Annotated in this window: 14 protein-coding genes; 11 read left to right on the forward strand and 3 right to left on the reverse strand. The window is 73.4% G+C overall.

Annotation, left to right across the window (positions count from 1 at the left end; genetic code table 11):
- Nucleotides 1-67: 67 nt before the first annotated feature.
- From ACF1AG_RS05980 to ACF1AG_RS06005, 6 genes are read left to right on the forward strand one after another with little or no spacing between them, the layout of a single operon-like run.
- Nucleotides 68-1,252 (forward strand): substrate-binding domain-containing protein, encoded by a 1,185-nt coding sequence (locus ACF1AG_RS05980; RefSeq protein ID WP_387797311.1) that lies wholly within the window; start codon nt 68-70, stop codon nt 1,250-1,252.
- Nucleotides 1,253-1,254: 2 nt separating this feature from the next.
- Nucleotides 1,255-1,995, forward strand: coding sequence for an ABC transporter ATP-binding protein (locus ACF1AG_RS05985; protein WP_359606108.1), 741 nt, complete (start codon nt 1,255-1,257; stop codon nt 1,993-1,995).
- Nucleotides 1,992-2,732 (forward strand): ABC transporter ATP-binding protein, encoded by a 741-nt coding sequence (locus ACF1AG_RS05990; protein ID WP_391809378.1) that lies wholly within the window; start codon nt 1,992-1,994, stop codon nt 2,730-2,732. Before ACF1AG_RS05985 ends, ACF1AG_RS05990 begins: the two co-directional genes overlap by 4 nt.
- Entirely contained in the window at nt 2,732-3,658 is a 927-nt protein-coding gene (locus ACF1AG_RS05995; protein WP_359752762.1) for a branched-chain amino acid ABC transporter permease, read from the forward strand. Before ACF1AG_RS05990 ends, ACF1AG_RS05995 begins: the two co-directional genes overlap by 1 nt.
- Nucleotides 3,655-4,722 carry a branched-chain amino acid ABC transporter permease gene (locus tag ACF1AG_RS06000; protein ID WP_391809379.1) on the forward strand — a complete coding sequence of 356 codons (1,068 nt, stop codon included), beginning with the start codon at nt 3,655-3,657 and terminating at the stop codon, nt 4,720-4,722. Before ACF1AG_RS05995 ends, ACF1AG_RS06000 begins: the two co-directional genes overlap by 4 nt.
- Nucleotides 4,719-5,609 (forward strand): alpha/beta hydrolase, encoded by an 891-nt coding sequence (locus ACF1AG_RS06005; protein ID WP_359606116.1) that lies wholly within the window; start codon nt 4,719-4,721, stop codon nt 5,607-5,609. Before ACF1AG_RS06000 ends, ACF1AG_RS06005 begins: the two co-directional genes overlap by 4 nt.
- A 57-nt stretch (nt 5,610-5,666) precedes the next feature.
- Here the strand turns inward: ACF1AG_RS06005 and ACF1AG_RS06010 are convergent, their stop codons facing one another.
- Nucleotides 5,667-8,099: an MFS transporter gene (locus tag ACF1AG_RS06010; protein WP_391809380.1), complete on the reverse strand. Its 2,433-nt coding sequence runs from the start codon at nt 8,097-8,099 to the stop codon at nt 5,667-5,669.
- A gap of 173 nt (nt 8,100-8,272) precedes the next feature.
- Nucleotides 8,273-8,719, reverse strand: coding sequence for an SRPBCC family protein (locus ACF1AG_RS06015; protein WP_359606120.1), 447 nt, complete (start codon nt 8,717-8,719; stop codon nt 8,273-8,275).
- Between the two features lie 159 nt (nt 8,720-8,878).
- On the opposite strand from ACF1AG_RS06015, the gene ACF1AG_RS06020 reads away from it, so the two are divergent.
- The 3 genes from ACF1AG_RS06020 (at nt 8,879) to ACF1AG_RS06030 (ending at nt 12,243) form a co-directional block, all read left to right on the forward strand.
- On the forward strand, nt 8,879-9,916 hold the full coding sequence (locus ACF1AG_RS06020) for an Rv2578c family radical SAM protein (RefSeq protein WP_387797302.1): 1,038 nt from the start codon (nt 8,879-8,881) through the stop codon (nt 9,914-9,916).
- Nucleotides 9,917-10,048: 132 nt separating this feature from the next.
- Nucleotides 10,049-11,635, forward strand: a complete 1,587-nt coding sequence (locus ACF1AG_RS06025; RefSeq protein ID WP_387797300.1) for an alpha/beta hydrolase — start codon at nt 10,049-10,051, stop codon at nt 11,633-11,635.
- Nucleotides 11,636-11,688: 53 nt separating this feature from the next.
- A complete protein-coding gene (locus ACF1AG_RS06030) occupies nt 11,689-12,243 on the forward strand; it encodes a GNAT family N-acetyltransferase (protein WP_387797299.1) in 555 nt (184 codons plus the stop codon).
- 157 nt (nt 12,244-12,400) lie between these two features.
- Here the strand turns inward: ACF1AG_RS06030 and ACF1AG_RS06035 are convergent, their stop codons facing one another.
- Nucleotides 12,401-13,006: an adenylosuccinate lyase gene (locus tag ACF1AG_RS06035; protein ID WP_359606698.1), complete on the reverse strand. Its 606-nt coding sequence runs from the start codon at nt 13,004-13,006 to the stop codon at nt 12,401-12,403.
- A 352-nt stretch (nt 13,007-13,358) separates the two neighbouring features.
- Here ACF1AG_RS06035 and ACF1AG_RS06040 point away from each other — a divergent pair, with 352 nt between their 5' ends.
- Both ACF1AG_RS06040 and ACF1AG_RS06045 read left to right on the forward strand, forming a co-directional pair.
- A complete protein-coding gene (locus ACF1AG_RS06040) occupies nt 13,359-15,164 on the forward strand; it encodes a 3-hydroxybutyryl-CoA dehydrogenase (protein ID WP_359606696.1) in 1,806 nt (601 codons plus the stop codon).
- A gap of 163 nt (nt 15,165-15,327) precedes the next feature.
- Nucleotides 15,328-16,143 (forward strand): TetR family transcriptional regulator, encoded by an 816-nt coding sequence (locus ACF1AG_RS06045; RefSeq protein WP_033274134.1) that lies wholly within the window; start codon nt 15,328-15,330, stop codon nt 16,141-16,143.
- Nucleotides 16,144-16,227: the final 84 nt, after the last annotated feature.

Below are 16,227 nucleotides of genomic sequence, written 5' to 3' on the forward strand. Positions count from 1 at the left end.
CAGTGATCACCCGTGACGGATCGTGCCGCTGGCGTCGTCCGCCGTCGCACCGAGGAGCCGTTCGGTCATGCGTAGACCCCTTTTCCTTTCCGCCGCCGTGGCCCTGCTCGCCACCGCCTTCACCGCCGGCTGCTCCAGCCCCGGCAGCAGCACCGCCTCCGGCGCCGAGGAGGTGAAGGTCGCCCTCATCACCTCCACCAGCGGGCCGCTGGCCTCGTACGGCGAGCAGTACCTGCGCGGTTTCGAGGCCGGCCTCGACCACGCGACCGACGGCACCGGCGCCGTCGACGGCGTGAAGATCGCCGTGCTCAAGGACGACGACGGCGGCGACCCGGCCAAGGGCGTCTCCCTGGCCAAGAAGCGCATCGGACAGGGCGTGCCGATCATCGCGGGCTCCGCCGTCTCCGGCGTGGCCACGCAGATCGCGCCCGTCGCGGCGCAGAACAAGACCCTCTACATCAGCGGGCCCGCCGCCACCGACGCGCTGACCGGCGTCAACCGCTACACCTTCCGGTCCGGCCGCCAGACCTACCAGGACGTGCTGACCGCGAAGAGCATCCTGGGCGGCTCGAAGGGCAAGAAGGTCGTGGTGCTGGCCCAGGACAACGCCTTCGGCCAGGCCAACGCCGCCGCGGTGAAGTCCGTGCTCGGCACCGGCGGCACCACGGTGAGCGAGGTGCTGGCGCCGCCCGCCGCCACCGATCTGACCCCGGTGGCGAGCAAGGTGAAGGCGGCCCGGCCGGACATGGTGTTCGTCGCCTGGGCCGGGGACACCGCCCAGTCGATGTGGTCCACGCTCGACCAGCAGGGCGTCCTCGACGCCGCCACCGTCGTCACCGGGCTGGACAGCAGGGCGAGTTACCCGGTCTTCGGAAAGGCGCGGGAGAAGGTCACGCTGCTCGCGCATTACGTGCCGGACGCCGCGGACACCCCGGAGGCGCAGGCGATGCGGACGTACTTCAAGGCGAAGAAGTGGGAGGAGGACCTGTTCACCCCGGACGGGTTCAACGCGGCGCAGATGGTCGTCGAGGCGGTCCGCGCGGGCGGCGCGAAGGGCGACACGGACGCCATGGTGAAGGCGCTGGAGGGCTTCTCGTTCTCCGGTGTGAAGGGGCCGAACACCGTGCGGGCCGCCGACCACGCGCTGCTCCAGCCCACGTTCCAGGCGCAGTTCACCGGCGAGGGAACGCCGCGGGTGGCGCGGACCTTCCCCGCCGAGCAGGTCGCCCCCGCCGAGACGAGGATCGGCTGAGCATGACGTCCGTACTGCAACTGGACCGGCTGTGCTGGTCGGTCGGGGGCGCCGACATCATCGACGGGGTGTCGCTCGCCGTGCGCGAGGGCGAACTCCTCGCCGTGATCGGGCCCAACGGGGCGGGCAAGACCTCCCTGTTCAACCTGATCACCGGACTGACCCGGCCGACCGGCGGCGCCGTCCTGCTCGACGGCCACGACATCACCGCGCTGCCCCCGCACCGCCGGGTGCGCCGGGGCATCGGGCGGACCTTCCAGTCGTCCTCGGTGTTCCCGACGATGACGGTCGCCGAGCACGTCGACCTGGCCGCCCGGTCCGCCGGGGTGCGCCGGGTCGGCGCGGCGGACGTCACCGGGGTGCTGGAGCGGGTGCGGCTGGCGCACCGCGCGGGCGATCTCGCGGCAGGCCTCTCGCACGGCGACAAGCGCAAGCTGGAGCTGGCGATGCTGCTCGCGCCCACCCTCGGCGCGGGCACGGCCGGGGCCCGGCTGATGCTGCTGGACGAGCCGATGGCCGGGGTGGCCTCGGAGGAGACCGCCGAACTCACCGACCTGATCAGGTCGTTGCACCGTGACGAGGGCCGCACGGTGCTGCTGGTCGAACACCACATGGACGTGGTACTCGGCCTCGCCGACCGGGTCGCCGTCATGCACCACGGGCGGCTGCTCGCCGCCGCGAGCCCCGCCGAGGTGATGGCGGACGCCACCGTCCAGCAGGCCTATCTGGGAGACGAGCTGTGAACGCGCCACCGATCCTGCGCGTCGAGGGCCTCGACGTGGACATCACCGGGTCCCGCATCCTCACCGGCGTCACCTTCGAGGTGCCCGCCTCCGGTGTGACCGCGCTGCTGGGCCGCAACGGCGTCGGCAAGACCACGACCATCCGCGCGGTGCTGGGGCTGCTGCCGGACGGCGGCCGGATCACCGCGGGCCGCGTCACCTTCGGCGGCGAGGACATCACCCACGAGCCCACCCACCGCACCGTGCGCCGCGGCATCGGCTACGCGCCGGAGGACCGCGGGGTGTTCGCCGGGCTCACCGTCGCCGAGAACCTCGCTCTGGCCGAACGGCCGGGCCACGAGCACCGCTACGACCTGGTGCACGACCTGTTCCCGGAGCTGGCCGCCCGCCGCGACCAGTGCGCCGGCACCCTCTCCGGCGGCCAGCAGCAGATGGTCGCCCTCGCCCGGACCCTGCTCAACGACAACACGCTCGTCGTCGCTGACGAACCCACCAAGGGCCTCGCGCCCCGGGTGGTCACCGAGGCCGCCGAGGTGCTCGAACGGGCCGCCGAGCGCGTGCCGTTGCTGCTGGTCGAGCAGAACCTCGCCGTGGTGCGCCGGCTGGCCCGCAGCGCGGTGGTGCTGGACGCCGGCCGCGTCGTGCACACCGGCGACGCCCGCGACCTGCTCGCCGACACCGCCCGTACGACCGCGCTGCTGGGTGTCGGCAGCCGCCCCGACCACGGAGCCGCCTGATGGACACCCTCGTCCTGCTCACCCTGACCGGACTGGGCCTGGGAGCCCTGTACTTCCTCATCGCCTCCGGACTGGCTCTGATCTTCGGGCTGATGGACGTGCTGAACTTCGCGCACGGCGCGTTCCTCACCGTCTCCGTCTACACCGCCTGGCGCACGGCCGAGACGGTCGGCGGGATGCCGGGGCTGCTGCTCGCCGCCGTGGTGGGCACCCTCACCGGGCTGCTGCTGGCGGCCGTGGTCGAACTGGTCCTGATCCGGCGGCTGTACGGCCGGGTCAAGGAGCAGATCCTGGTGACCGTCGGCCTGTCGCTCGCCGTCCCCGCGCTGGTGCAGACCGTGTGGGGCGCCGACGCCCGGCCGTTCCCGGTGCCCGACGCGCTGTCCGGCACGGTCGGGATCCTCGGGGCGCGCGTGCCGGTGAACCGGTTCCTGCTGATCGCTGTGGCCCTGCTGGTCCTCGCCGGCATCCACCTGTTCCTGTCCCGCACCCGCTACGGGCTGATCGTCCGCGCCGGGGTGGAGGACCGCGCGATGGTCACGGCGCTCGGCATCGACGTCACCCGCGCCTTCACCCTGGTCTTCGCGCTCGGCGGCGCCCTCGCGGGCCTCGCCGGCGTGCTCGGCGGCCTCTACTTCGGCTCGCTCTCCCCGCACCAGGGGACGTCGCTGCTGGTGTTCGCGTTCGTCGTGGTGATCATCGGCGGTCTCGTCTCGATCACCAGCGTCGCGCTGTCCGCGCTCACCGTGGGCCTGGTGCAGCAGTACGCCAACTACTACGCGGGCGGCTACGGCGACCTGGCCGTCGTGGTGCTGCTGGCCGCGGTGGTGCTGTCCCGGCCGGCCGCCGGGACCGGATCACCCCTGACGCGGCTGCGCCGCGCCCTCACCGCACCCCGTACCCGATCCGCAGGAGGCACGGCATGACCGCCACCCGCACCCCGCGGGCCACTCCCGCCGCCCCGGCGCCGGCCGTGAAGGACACGGCGGGCGCCCAGGACGGGCTGCTGCGGCGGCTGCGTCCGGCGACCGTCCCGGTGGCGGTGCTGCTGGTCCTCGCGCTGCTGCCGTACTCGGCGCTGGACATCCCCGTGCTGCTCGACGGACCGGTCAACTCCCCCGGCTCGCTGCAGCTGTTCGCGCTGTGCCTGGTCTTCGGCGCGCTCGCGCTCGGCTACGACCTGATGTTCGGCCGAACCGGGCTGCTGTCCTTCGGACACGCCCTCTACATCGCGGGAGGCAGCTACGGCACCCAGCTCGCCATGACCGAGCTGGGCCTGGGCCTGCTGCCGGCCACGCTGCTCACCCTGGTGCTCGGGGCGCTGGCCGCCCTCGTCCTGGGCGCGGTGTCGCTGCGCACCCTGGCCCTCGGCAGCGTCGGCTTCGCGATGGTCACCCTGGCCTTCGCGCAGGCGGGCTCCATCTACGTGGAGCGCAACCCGGGCGGCCTCACCGGCGGCGAGGAGGGCCTGCCGCTGTACGTCGACGGGGTGCCGGACGCCCTGGTCGGGGTGCAGAACACCGCCAACGTGTACTGGCTGGCGCTCGCCTATCTGGTCCTGGTGGCGGGCGTGGTGTGGACGGTGACCGCGCGTCCGGCCGGCCGGGTCTGGCAGGCGATCCGGGACAACGAGCAGCGGGTGGCGGTGCTCGGCCGCAGCCCCTTCACGCACAAGCTGGGCGCGTTCGTGCTGGCGTCGTCCCTCGCCGTGCTCGGCGGGGTGCTGCACCTCCTGGTCACCGCGGGCGCCACCCCGCACACCTCCACGCCCGAGTTCACCCTCACCCTGCTGGTGATGGTGGTCCTCGGCGGCAGCGGCACGCGCTGGGGACCGGTCGTGGGCGGGGTGCTGTTCACCTATCTCGACCAGCGGCTCGGCGGCTGGGACCTGGGGGTGGAACCGATGCTCGTCCTGGGCAGTCTCTTCGTCCTGGCCGTCTATCTGGCCCCCGGCGGCATCACCGCCCTCGGCCGAAGGAGAAGCCCATGACCACGTCCGGGTCCGCCCTCGCGCGGGACCTCACCGCCCCCGTCCGGGGCGGCCGGCTCGCCGTCACCCACTGGCCGGGCGAAGGACCGCCCGTCGTCGCCCTGCACGGCATCACCGCAAACTCCCTCGCCTTCGCCGCCCTGGCCGACGCCCTGCCCGGCGTCGACCTCTACGCCCCCGACCTGCGGGGCCGCGCCGGGAGCGCGGAGCTGCCGGGACCGTACGGACTGGGCGCGCACGTCGACGACACGGTGGCGCTGCTCGACCATCTGGGGGTGGAAAGAGCGGTGCTGGCGGGCCACTCGATGGGGGCGTTCGTCGCCGCGCTGGCCGCGGCCCGGCACCCGGACCGCTTCCCTCACGTGGTGCTGGTCGACGGCGGGCTGGGCTTCCCGCCGCCCGAGGGCACGGACATCGACGCGCTGCTGAAGGCGGTGATCGGCCCGGCGATGGACCGGCTGTCGATGACGTTCGCGAGCGCGGAGGACTATCTGGCGTTCTTCCGCGCCCACCCGGCGCTCGGCCCGCACTGGGGCCCGCATGTGGCCGGCTATGTGACACGCGACCTGACGGGCCGGGCGCCCGGGCTGCGCAGCAGCTGCGTGCTGGACGCGGTGCGGACGGACGGCGCGGACGTGCTGGGTGACGCGGAGACGCTGGCCGCGGTGCACCAGCCGGAGGTGCGCGGCGAACTGCTGTGGGCGGAGCGGGGGTTGCTCGACGAGCCGCAGGCGTTGTACGACGCCGGCCGGGTCGCCGCGGCGGCCCTGGACCCGGCGCGGATGCCGGCCCGGCGGATCGACGGCACCAACCACTACTCGATCCTGTTCCCGCCGGCCGTGGAGGAGGTGGCCGCCGCAGTACGGGGCGCCCTGGCCGGGGGGTGACCGGGGCGGTGGCCGGAGCCGCGGAGGGGAGCGGCTCCGGCCACCGGTCGGGGGCGGTCAGTCCTCGTGCCCGAGCTGGAGGTCGCGTTCGGTGCGGCCCCCGCCGGCCACCTGGAGCACGGTGGCGACCGGCGGGTAGCCGGCGGCGATGACGGTGTACTCGCCGGAGGACAGGTCGACGAACCGGAAGGTGCCGTCGGGGCCGGTGGTGAGGGTGTCGACGACGTTGCCCGCCGCGTCGAGCAGCGTGACCCGCGCGTCCTCCACCGGCCGTCCGCCGCCGGCCCGCACGGTGCCGCGGAGCACGGCGCCGCCCGCCAGCTCGACGTCCTGGCGCGTCTCGCGCGCGGCCTGCACGGTGACCGGCAGGGCCGCGGGGCGGAACGCGGGGGCGCTGGCGGCGAGGGTGTACTCGCCCGCGACGAGTTCGGTGATGACGTAGCCGCCCTCGCGGCCGCTGCGGGTGCCGGCGACGACCTCGCCGTGGACGTTGGTGAGGGTGACGGCGGCGTCCCGTACGGGCGTGCCGTCGGCGGTGACGACGCTGCCCGCGAGCCGGCCCGCGCCGCCGAGGACGACGTCGAGCTCGACGGGCCGCTCGCCGACGGTCACGGAGACCGCCTGCGGCTGGTGGCCGCCCGCGGCGGCGATCAGCACGTACGAGCCCGGTCCGGGGGTGGCCAGTGCGTACCGCCCGTCGGCGCCGCTCGCGCCGCGTCCGGTCTGCTGCCCCTGGACGTCGATGAGGGTGAGCGCCGCGCGCGGTACGGCCGTGCCGTCGGGGTGCTGGACGGTGCCGCAGACGGGGATGCCGCCGCTCTGCGCACCGCGCGCCTGGGGCACGCGCGCCTCGAAGTGCGGTGCTTCCCGGGCCGGGTCGGCGGTGGGGGTGTGGTGGGACACCAGTGGTTTCTCCTTGAGGAAGAAGGCGATGAGCAGGCCGAGGACGAGCACCGGCACGAGGTAGAGGAAGATGCGCGGCATGGCGTCCGCGTAGGCCTGGACGTAGGCGTCGCGCAGCTCGGGCGGCAGGGCGTGCACGAGTTCGGGGGTGATCGACTCGGCGTCGGCAGGCGCGCCGGCGGTGCCGGCGGGGAGCCGCTCGGCGAGCGCGTCGGTGAGCCGGCCGGCGAACAGGGTGCCGAAGACGGCGGCGCCGACGCTGCCGCCGATCTGCCGGAAGTAGTTGTTGGCGCTGGTGGCGGTGCCGAGGTCCTCGGGGCGCACGGAGTTCTGCACGGCGAGGATGAGAACCGGCATCACCATGCCGATGCCGGCGCCGAGGACGAACATCCAGACGCTGTAGTGCAGCCGGGGCGTGCCGGTCTCCAGGCGGGACAGCAGCCACATGCCGACGACGGACAGGGCGGCGCCGACGACGGGGTGGCTGCGGTAGCGGCCGGTGCGGCTGATCATCTGCCCGGAGACGATGGACGTGCCGACGATGCCGCCCATCATGGGCAGCATCAGCAGCCCGGACTCGGTCGCGGAGGCCCCGTCGACCATCTGGAGGTAGGTGGGGAGATAGCTGGCGGCGCCGAACAGGGCGACGCCGATGACGAGGCCCACCAGGCCGGTGACGTTGAAGACGGAGTCGCGGAACAGCCGCAGCGGGATGAGCGGTTCGACGGCGAACCGCTCGACGACCAGGAAGGCGGCGGTGGCCGCCAGGGCGCCCGCCCCGAGGCCGAGCACGACCCGGGAGTCCCAGGCGTACTCGGTGCCGCCCCAGCTGGTGAGCAGGACCAGGCAGGTGGAGGCGGCGGTCAGCAGCAGCGTGCCGAGGACGTCGAAGCGGCGCCTGGCCGTCGGCCTGGGCAGCTTCAGCACCAGGGCGACGACGACCATGGTGGCCAGGCCGAAGGGCACGTTGATGTAGAAGCACCAGCGCCAGGTCAGATGGTCGGTGAAGTAGCCGCCGAGCAGCGGTCCGGCGACCGACGCGAGTCCGAAGGCGGCGCCGATCAGGCCCATGAAGCGGCCGCGCTGCCGGGGCGGCACGATGTCCGCGATGATCGCCTGCACGCCGATCATCAGGCCGCCCGCGCCGACGCCCTGGACCGCGCGGTAGGCGATGAGCTGGTCCATCGTCGTGGCGCGGCCGGCCAGCGCGGAGCCGACGACGAAGACGAGGATGGCGAACTGGAAGACGCCCTTGCGGCCGAGCTGGTCGCCGAGCTTTCCGTACACCGGCAGTCCGACGGTGGCGGTGAGCAGGTAGGCGGTGATCGCCCAGGACATCTTGTCCAGGCCGTGCAGCTCGCCGACGATCCTCGGCAGCGCCGTGGCGACGATCATCTGCTCGAGCGCGGCGAGCAGCAGTGCCAGCATGAGCGCGAGGAAGACGAGCCGGACCCGGGCGGGGCTCAGGGCGGGCCCGCTCTCCGGGACCGGGGACGGAGGGTCCCCGGCCGGTGGCACGGGGGGCGGCGGCCCCCCGGCCGATCGAGCCGTGACCGGCTCGTCCTGCGTCAGAGTGATCCCGCCCACGTGCCGCTCCCCTCGTCGCACTGCCGGACAATTCCCGCGTAAAAGCGACAACTACGAGCAAGCGCGACGAGTTACGGCACGGAGTCGGTCCGCCGAGTAATCACCCGAACCGGTGACGGAAGCGCCAACTCCATTTCAGGCGAACGGAGTTGTACGACGACAAGCGGTCGGGACTACTGCTTCCCGACCTCGGCGTCCAGCCGGGCCAGCACGGCGTCGTGGATACGGGCGAGGCCCTTGGGGGCGAAGGTGCGCTCGAAGAAGCCGCCGATGCCGCCCGCGCCGTTCCACACGGAGGTCACGACGACCCGGGCGCGGCCCTCGCCGGCGGGGGTGACCCGCCAGGTGGTGACCATGGAGGAGTTGCGGTCCTTCTCGACCAGCTCGCCGTCGGTGGGCTCGGTGACCTCCAGGAGGCAGTCGCGCACCCGCTTGCTGGTCGCCTGGAGCTTCCAGTGCACGAGGGTGCCCTCGCCGTCGCCGCCTTCGCGGACCTCGTACTCGCTGAACTGCTCGGGCAGCAGCTTGGCGCGGGTGCCGCTGTAGTCGGCGAGGGCGTCGAACACCGTGTCCGCGTCCGCCGCGACGATCCGCTCCGTAGTGGCCTCGACCTGCGCCATCGCATTCCTCCAGGGCTGGGTTCTCCAGGGTCGGGGCACAGCCAACCACCCTCGCGCCCGCCGCCCAAATCGAGGTTCCGGAACTGACCGAAGATGTCGCTCGCACGATCAAGGGAACATGTGTTCTATTCTGTGCGGCAGCGACACCGAGGAGGCGTCATGCGCTGGGAGAACCTCTCACCGGACTCCGAACACAGCCGTGCCGACACCGCGCTGTTCGGCGCGGAGGCGGTCACGACCCGCACCTTCGACACGCCCGAATTCCGCGGGATCACCTTCCACGAGATCCGGGCCCGCTCCATCGTCAACCGGGTGCCGGGCGCCTCCCGCATGCCGTTCGAATGGACGGTGAACCCCTACCGGGGCTGCTCCCACGCCTGCGTCTACTGCTTCGCCCGCAAGACCCACAGCTACCTCGACCTCGACACCGGGCTGGGCTTCGACAGCCAGATCGTGGTCAAGGTGAACGCGCCCGAGCTGCTGCGCCACCGGCTCGCCTCCCGCTCCTGGCACGGCGAGCACATAGCCATGGGCACCAACGTCGACTGCTACCAGCGCGCGGAAGGCCGCTACCGGCTGATGCCCGGCATCATCGAGGCGCTCCGGGACCACGCGAACCCCTTCTCGATCCTGACCAAGGGCACGCTGATCCTGCGCGACCTGCCCCTGCTGCGGCAGGCCGCCGAGGTGGCCGACGTCGGCGTCTCGGTCTCGGTGGGCTTCACCGACGAGGAGCTCTGGCGCACGGTCGAGCCGGGCACACCGGCGCCCGAACGGCGGCTGGACGTGGCGCGCGCCTTCACCGACGCCGGGATCGGCTGCGGGGTGCTGATGGCGCCGGTGATCCCGTTCCTGGGCGACCGGCCCGAGCAGCTGCGGGCGACGGTGCGGGCCATCGCCGCCTCGGGCGCCACCTCGGTCACCCCGCTGGTGCTGCATCTACGGCCCGGCGCCCGCGAGTGGTTCATGTCCTGGCTGGCCGAGCACCACCCGCACCTGGTCCCCCGCTACCGGCGGCTGTACGCGGAGGGCGCCTACGCGCCCCGCTGGTACCAGCGCCGGATCACGCGTCAGGTGCACGACCTGGCCCGGGAGTACGGCATCGGCCCGGCGCGTGCGGGTACCCCGCGCCGCATCCCTGCCCCGGCGCCGGACGAGCCGGAGGCGGGGCTGCCGACCCAGCTGACGCTGCTCTGAAGGCATCCGGGCGCATCAGGCGGCCCGATTGGGTCAAGAACTGACGGAACACGTTCAGGTGGGGCGCCACATCGGGACGATGCCGCGTGAGCCGTGAGTGTCGCGGTCCGCAGCACCTCGCCTGGGAGAACCATGAGAAAACGCGCAGCCGTGCTGTGCGGCGCCGCCGCCGTCGTCGTCGCCTCGGGCCTCACGGCCGTGCCCGCCGAGGCCGGCGCCCCGCACGCCCCGGACACGTTCCGCGCCGCCGCCCCGGCCTGGAAGAAGTGCGCCACCGACGACTACCCGACGCTGCAGTGCGCGTCCGTCGAGGTGCCGCTGGACCACGCCGACCCCTCCGGGCGCACGATCACGCTGGCGCTGTCACGCGTCCCGCACACCGCGAAGAAGTACCAGGGCCCCCTGCTGGTGAACCCGGGCGGTCCGGGCGGCAGCGGACTGACGCTCGCCGGGTTCGTCGCCGCGTCCCTGCCGAAGAAGGTCGCCGCCGAGTACGACGTCGTCGGGTTCGACCCACGCGGCGTGGGCGAGAGCCGCCCTGCCCTGGACTGCGTGCCGGGCCACTTCGACGCCGTGCGCCCCGACTCGGTGCCCACCTCTCCCGAAGTGGAGCAGGCCAACCTGGACCGCGCGAAGGGCTTCGCCGAGGCGTGCGGGCGCAAGTACGGCGACCTGCTGCCGCACATGACCACGACGGCCGCCGCGCGCGACCTGGACGTGATCCGGCAGGCGCTGGGCGCGGAGCGCGTCAACTACTTCGGCTACTCCTACGGCACCTATCTCGGCACCGTGTACGCCAAGCTGTACCCGCAGCGCGTGCGGCGACTGGTGCTGGACTCCGTGGTCGACCCGACGGGCGTCTGGTACGACTCCAACCTCGACCAGAACCAGGCGTTCAACGCCCGCCACCGCGCCTTCATGGACTGGGTCGCCAAGCACGACGCGACGTACCGCCTCGGCACCGACGCGGAGAAGATCGAGGCCGCCTGGTACGCGATGCGGTCCGCGCTCAAGGAGGACCCGGCCGGCGGGAAGGTCGGCCCGGCGGAGGTTGAGGACACCTACCTCCCGGGCGGCTACTACAACGGCTACTGGCCCTACCTGGCCGAGGCGTTCGCCGCCTACGTCAACGAGAAGGACGGCGGGCCGCTGGTCGAGGCGTACGAGAACTTCGGCGCGACCGACGTCGCCGGGGACAACGGCTACAGCGTCTACACGGCGGTGGAGTGCCGGGACGCGGTCTGGCCGCGGGACTGGGCGCAGTGGCGCAAGGACAACTGGGAGATGTACGAACGGGCTCCCTTCATGTCCTGGAACAACGCCTGGTACAACGCGCCGTGCGCGTACTGGCCGGTCGAGTCGGCGCGGCCGGAGCGGATCAACACCACGAGCCAGGTGCCGCCCGCGCTGCTGTTCCAGGCCACGGACGACGCGGCCACCCCGTACCAGGGCGCCGTCACGGTGCACCGCCGGCTGGAGCGGTCGAGCCTCGTGGTCGAGTCGGGCGGCGGCAACCACGGCATCACGCTCAGCGGGAACGCCTGTCTTGACCGGCACCTGGCCGCCTATCTGGCCGACGGCACGCTGCCGCGCGGCAGCCACGGGGACGCCGACGCGGTGTGCGCGGCCCTGCCCGACCCCAAGCCGCTGACGTCGAAGGCGGCCCCCGGCACGGCCCGCGGCTCGGTCCTCCACGGTCTCCTCGGCTCCCGCATCTGACCCGGCGGAAACTCGGGGGCGGACGCGCGACGCGGTGGGTCATGATGGCGCTCATGACCCACCTGGCCCGCGCGTCCGCCCCCGCCCTCGTCCGTATCCGCCCCATGACCGCCGACGACAGCGACGAGGTCGCCGCGGTGCGGGTGCGGGGGTGGCGGCACGCGTACCGCGGGATGATCCCGCAGGCGTATCTGGACGCGATGGACGTCGCGGCGGAGGCCGGGAAGCAGCGTGAGCGGCTCGAGGCCGGGGACGGCAGTGTGGTGAACCTGGTCGCCGAGGCGGCGGACGGCACGCTCGCCGGCTGGGCCGCGTACGGGCCGTACCGGGACGGCGGGGTGCGCACCGGCGACGGCGAGCTGTACGCGCTGTACCTGCCGCCCGAGCGGATCGGACAGGCGGTGGGACGCGCCCTGCTGACCGAGGTGACCGACCGCTGCGCCGCGGCCGGCCTTCCACGGGTGTTCCTGTGGGTCCTGGAACGGAACGCGCGCGCCCGCCGCTTCTACGAGGCGGCCGGCTTCACGGCGGACGGCGCGCAGGAGCCGTTCGAAGTGGCAGGCGTCGAGGTCCCGGAGGTCCGTTACGTGCGGGACCTCACCGGCTGACGCCTGCGGTCCTTCGAACCTGGTCACCGGACAGGCGCCCCGCCCGCCCGGCGACCGGTTCGGTCGGCGGCGGGCGACGGGAGCTGCCGGCGGGCTGGGCCGGCGACGGATACGGCCGACGGCGTGTTCGGTCGGCCGGGTGACGGACCGTCGCCTCTCAGCGTTGGCCCGGGATCCGCCCCCGGGCGCTCCCCTGGTGCGGAATGCGGGCCAGGGCGTGCACCGCTGCCTCCGCCAGGCCCGGGTGCGCGAGCGCCTCGTTCAGCACGGACTCCGCGCGCGGGTCGGCGAGTTCGCCCAGCCCCTCCACGCAGGCGAGCGCGACCCGGCGGTAGGGGTCGTGCGGGCTCAGCCGGCGACGGAGGGTGGTGATCAGGGCCGGGACCGCCTCGGGGGCGCGCAGCTCGGCGAGGAGGCGGACGGGGTGCAGGGCGTAGGCGACGCGGAGTTCGTTGGTGGCGAGGGCCGCGGCGGCGCGGGCGGTGCGCGGGTCACCGAGGCGGGCCAGGGCGTGCGCGGCTGCGGCGCAGCGGGGCGGGTCGCGGTGGTTGAGGAGGAGCACCAGCGCCTCGAAGGCACGCCGGTCGCCGGCCGTCCCGAGCCGGAACGCGGCCAGTTCACGCGCCCACAGCGGCTGCCCGGGGGCGGTGAGGACGCCGGCCAGGAGGTCGTGGTCGCCCGTGGCGGCCAGCCGTTCGAACGCGGCCGTGCCGCCGGACTCGGCCCGTAAGCGCTCCGTGAGCGTTCGCAACTCTTCGTCCATGGCGACGAGGTTAGGCGGATCACACCCGGCGCGGGACCCACCTCACAAATCCGGGGGCTGGCGCGCTCGTTACCGGCGAGTTAATCTCAGACGAGCGAGTTACCCACTCGCACCCTCCTCACGGCGGTCTGGTGACGCGGCCGCAGTGAGTCGCAGTCGGTTCGGTACCCCGTGTACCGCAGTACGGCTCGGCCCCGGGACAGGGCCGGTCGGATCCACCGCCGGGTTTCCGGCGGCCCGGGCGTGTGCGCTCGCAGCCCGGCCAACACCCGCATTCACGCACGCACCCGGTGCGCCTTCAGGCGCACCCGGGCGCTGCTTCCGTCGTCACCCTCATTCCTGGAGTCCCGCGATGGCCACTCCCCAGTCCGACACCCCTCTGTCCCCGCTCCGGACCGTCGCCGTGGTCGGCCTCGGCACGATGGGCACCGGCATCGCCGAGGTCCTGGCCGCCGCCGGCCGCGACGTGATCGGCATCGACGTCAGTGAGGCCCAGGCCGCGAAGTGCGTCGCCGCCCTGGAGGCCTCCACCGCCCGCGCCGTCGAGCGCGGCCGGCTGACCGCTCAGCAGCGCGCGGAGCTCCTCGCCCGCGTCACCACCGGCACCGACCTCTCGGCCGCCGGCGGCGCCGACCTGGTGATCGAGGTCGCCCCGGAGTCGTACGAGATCAAGCAGCAGATCTTCCGGGAGCTGGACGGCATCGTGCGGCCGGAGACCGTGCTGGCGACCGGCACCAACGCGCTGTCGGTCACCCGGCTCGCCGCCGACTCCGCCCACCCGGAGCGCGTGCTGGGCATGCACTTCTTCAACCCGGCGCCCGCGATGAAGCTGGTCGAGGTGGTCTCCAGCGTGCTGACCGCGCCCGCCGCCGTCACCGCCGTCACCGACCTCGCCCTGGACCTGGGCAAGGAGCCGGTGGCGGTCGGCGACCGGCCCGGGTTCGTCGCCGACGGGCTGCTGTTCGGGTACCTCAACCAGGCCGCCGCGATGTACGAGGCCCGCTACGCCTCCCGTGAGGACATCGACGCCGCGATGCGGCTGGGCTGCGGCCTGCCGATGGGCCCGCTGGCGCTGCTCGACCTGATCGGCATCGACACCGCCCGCACGGTCCTGGACGCCATGTACGCGGCCTCCCGCGACCGGCTGCACGCCCCCGCGCCCATCCTGAAGCAGCTCAGCGAGGCGGGCCTGACCGGCCGCAAGGCGGGCCGGGGCTTCTACTCGTACGAGGCGCCCGGCAGCGGCACGGTCGTGGAGGACGCCCTCACCCCGCGCGAGGACGGCCCGTCGGCCGCCGGCCGCCCGGTGCGCTCGGTGGGCGTGGCCGGTTCGGGCACGATGGCGTCCGGCATCGCCGAGGTCTTCGCCAAGGCGGGGTTCGAGGTCGTGCTGGCCGCCCGCAGCGAGGAGAAGGCGCAGGCGGCGAAGGCTCGTATCGGCAAGTCGCTGTCCCGGTCGGTCGACAAGGGCCGGATGACCGCCGAGGCCGCCGCGAGCACCCTGGACCTGATCCGCGCGACGGGCACCTACGACGACTTCGCCGACGTGGACCTCGCGGTCGAGGCGGTCGCCGAGGACCTGGAGGTCAAGCGGCAGCTGTTCGCGACGCTGGACAAGGTCTGCAAGCCGGGCGCGGTGCTCGCCACCACCACCTCCTCCCTCCCGGTCGTCGCCTGCGCCCGCGCCACCTCGCGCCCGCAGGACGTGATCGGCATGCACTTCTTCAACCCGGCGCCGGCGATGAAGCTGGTCGAGGTGGTGCGCACGGTCCTGACCGGTGACGACGTCCACGCCACCGTGCGCGAGGTGTGCGCGAGGATCCGCAAGCACGCCGTGGACTGCGGGGACCGGGCCGGGTTCATCGTGAACGCACTGCTGTTCCCGTACCTCAACAACGCGATCAAGATGGTGCAGGAGCACTACGCCACCCTCGACGACATCGACGCCGCGATGAAGCTGGGCGGCGGCTACCCGATGGGGCCGTTCGAACTGCTGGACGTCGTGGGGCTGGACGTGTCGCTGGCCATCGAGAAGGTGCTGCACCGCGAGTTCCGCGACCCGGGTCTGGCCCCGGCGCCGCTGCTGGAGCATCTGGTGGCCGCGGGCTGCCTCGGCCGCAAGACCGGCCGTGGCTTCCGCGAATATGCCAAGCGCTGAGCGGTACCCCGGCGAGCCGCTCCCGGGCGGCGCCGAGTGGGGCGGGCTGCTGGATCCCGACCGGTTCCCGCCGCCCGCCCGCACCGCCCCTTCCCCGCCCGCCGAGGGCGGGGGAAGCCCCGGTCACGCGCACCGTGCCGCGCGCATGCAGTACGTTCAGGGCATGTCCCAGCCCGCCAAGTCCGTACGTACGCCAGCCACGACCGAGCCGCCGGAGTCCACCGCCGGCTCGCGTGCCGCCGCCCAGCGGCTGAAAATGCGCCGGGAGCTCGCGGCCGCCGCGATGGAGCTGTTCGCGACCAAGGGGTACGAGGCGACCACCGTCGACGAGATCGCGGCCGCCGCCGGGGTGGCCCGCCGCACGTTCTTCCGTCACTTCCGTTCCAAGGAAGAGGCGATCTTCCCCGACCACGACGACACCCTGGTGCGCGCCGAGGCGGTGCTCAACGCCGCCCCCGCGCACGAGCACCCGCTCGACACGGTGTGCCGGGGCATCAAAGAGGTCATGAAGATGTACGCGGCGCGGCCGGACATCTCGGTGGCCCGCTACAAGCTGACCCGCGAGGTCCCCACGCTGCGGGAGGCGGAGATCGCCTCGGTGGCCCGTTACGAGCGGCTGTTCACCCGCTATCTGCTGGGCCACTTCGACGAGCACGCGCACGACGACGACGCCAACGACGACCCGCTGCTGGCGGAGGTCGCCGCGTCCGCGGTCGTCACGGCGCACAACCACGTGCTGCGGCGCTGGCTGCGGGCGGGCGGCCAGGGGGACGTGGAGGCGCAGCTGGACCACGCCTTCGCGATCGTGCGGAAGACGTTCGGCACGGGGATCATGGCGGGCCGGCGCACGGCCGCCCCGCAGCGGCCACCGGCGGCCACGGCCTCCGCGCACGGCGAGGTGCTGGTGACGGTCGCCCGCACCGACGCCCCGCTGGAGGAGGTCATGGAGGCCATCGAGCGGGCCCTCAAGGAGCGCTGACCCGCCTTCCGACGTTGTGATGACGGCCACCCTTCGGGGTGGCCGTTTTGGCATGTCAGGAGCGCTTTTCGCCCGCGTTTCCGA

The sequence above is a fragment of the Streptomyces sp. NPDC014764 genome, assembly GCF_043082785.1.
GTDB classification, from domain to species: Bacteria; Actinomycetota; Actinomycetes; order Streptomycetales; family Streptomycetaceae; genus Streptomyces; species Streptomyces althioticus.

Excerpts from the sequence above, each read along its gene's own strand:
- ACF1AG_RS05980 (WP_387797311.1), top strand. The coding sequence starts at position 68 with ATGCGTAGACCCCTTTTCCTTTCCGCCGCCGTGGCCCTGCTCGCCACC.
- ACF1AG_RS05985 (WP_359606108.1), top strand. The coding sequence starts at position 1,255 with ATGACGTCCGTACTGCAACTGGACCGGCTGTGCTGGTCGGTCGGGGGC.
- ACF1AG_RS05995 (WP_359752762.1), top strand. The coding sequence starts at position 2,732 with ATGGACACCCTCGTCCTGCTCACCCTGACCGGACTGGGCCTGGGAGCC.
- ACF1AG_RS06000 (WP_391809379.1), top strand. The coding sequence starts at position 3,655 with ATGACCGCCACCCGCACCCCGCGGGCCACTCCCGCCGCCCCGGCGCCG.
- ACF1AG_RS06005 (WP_359606116.1), top strand. The coding sequence starts at position 4,719 with ATGACCACGTCCGGGTCCGCCCTCGCGCGGGACCTCACCGCCCCCGTC.
- ACF1AG_RS06015 (WP_359606120.1), bottom strand. The coding sequence starts at position 8,719 with ATGGCGCAGGTCGAGGCCACTACGGAGCGGATCGTCGCGGCGGACGCG.
- ACF1AG_RS06020 (WP_387797302.1), top strand. The coding sequence starts at position 8,879 with ATGCGCTGGGAGAACCTCTCACCGGACTCCGAACACAGCCGTGCCGAC.
- ACF1AG_RS06025 (WP_387797300.1), top strand. The coding sequence starts at position 10,049 with ATGAGAAAACGCGCAGCCGTGCTGTGCGGCGCCGCCGCCGTCGTCGTC.
- ACF1AG_RS06030 (WP_387797299.1), top strand. The coding sequence starts at position 11,689 with ATGACCCACCTGGCCCGCGCGTCCGCCCCCGCCCTCGTCCGTATCCGC.
- ACF1AG_RS06035 (WP_359606698.1), bottom strand. The coding sequence starts at position 13,006 with ATGGACGAAGAGTTGCGAACGCTCACGGAGCGCTTACGGGCCGAGTCC.
- ACF1AG_RS06040 (WP_359606696.1), top strand. The coding sequence starts at position 13,359 with ATGGCCACTCCCCAGTCCGACACCCCTCTGTCCCCGCTCCGGACCGTC.
- ACF1AG_RS06045 (WP_033274134.1), top strand. The coding sequence starts at position 15,328 with ATGTCCCAGCCCGCCAAGTCCGTACGTACGCCAGCCACGACCGAGCCG.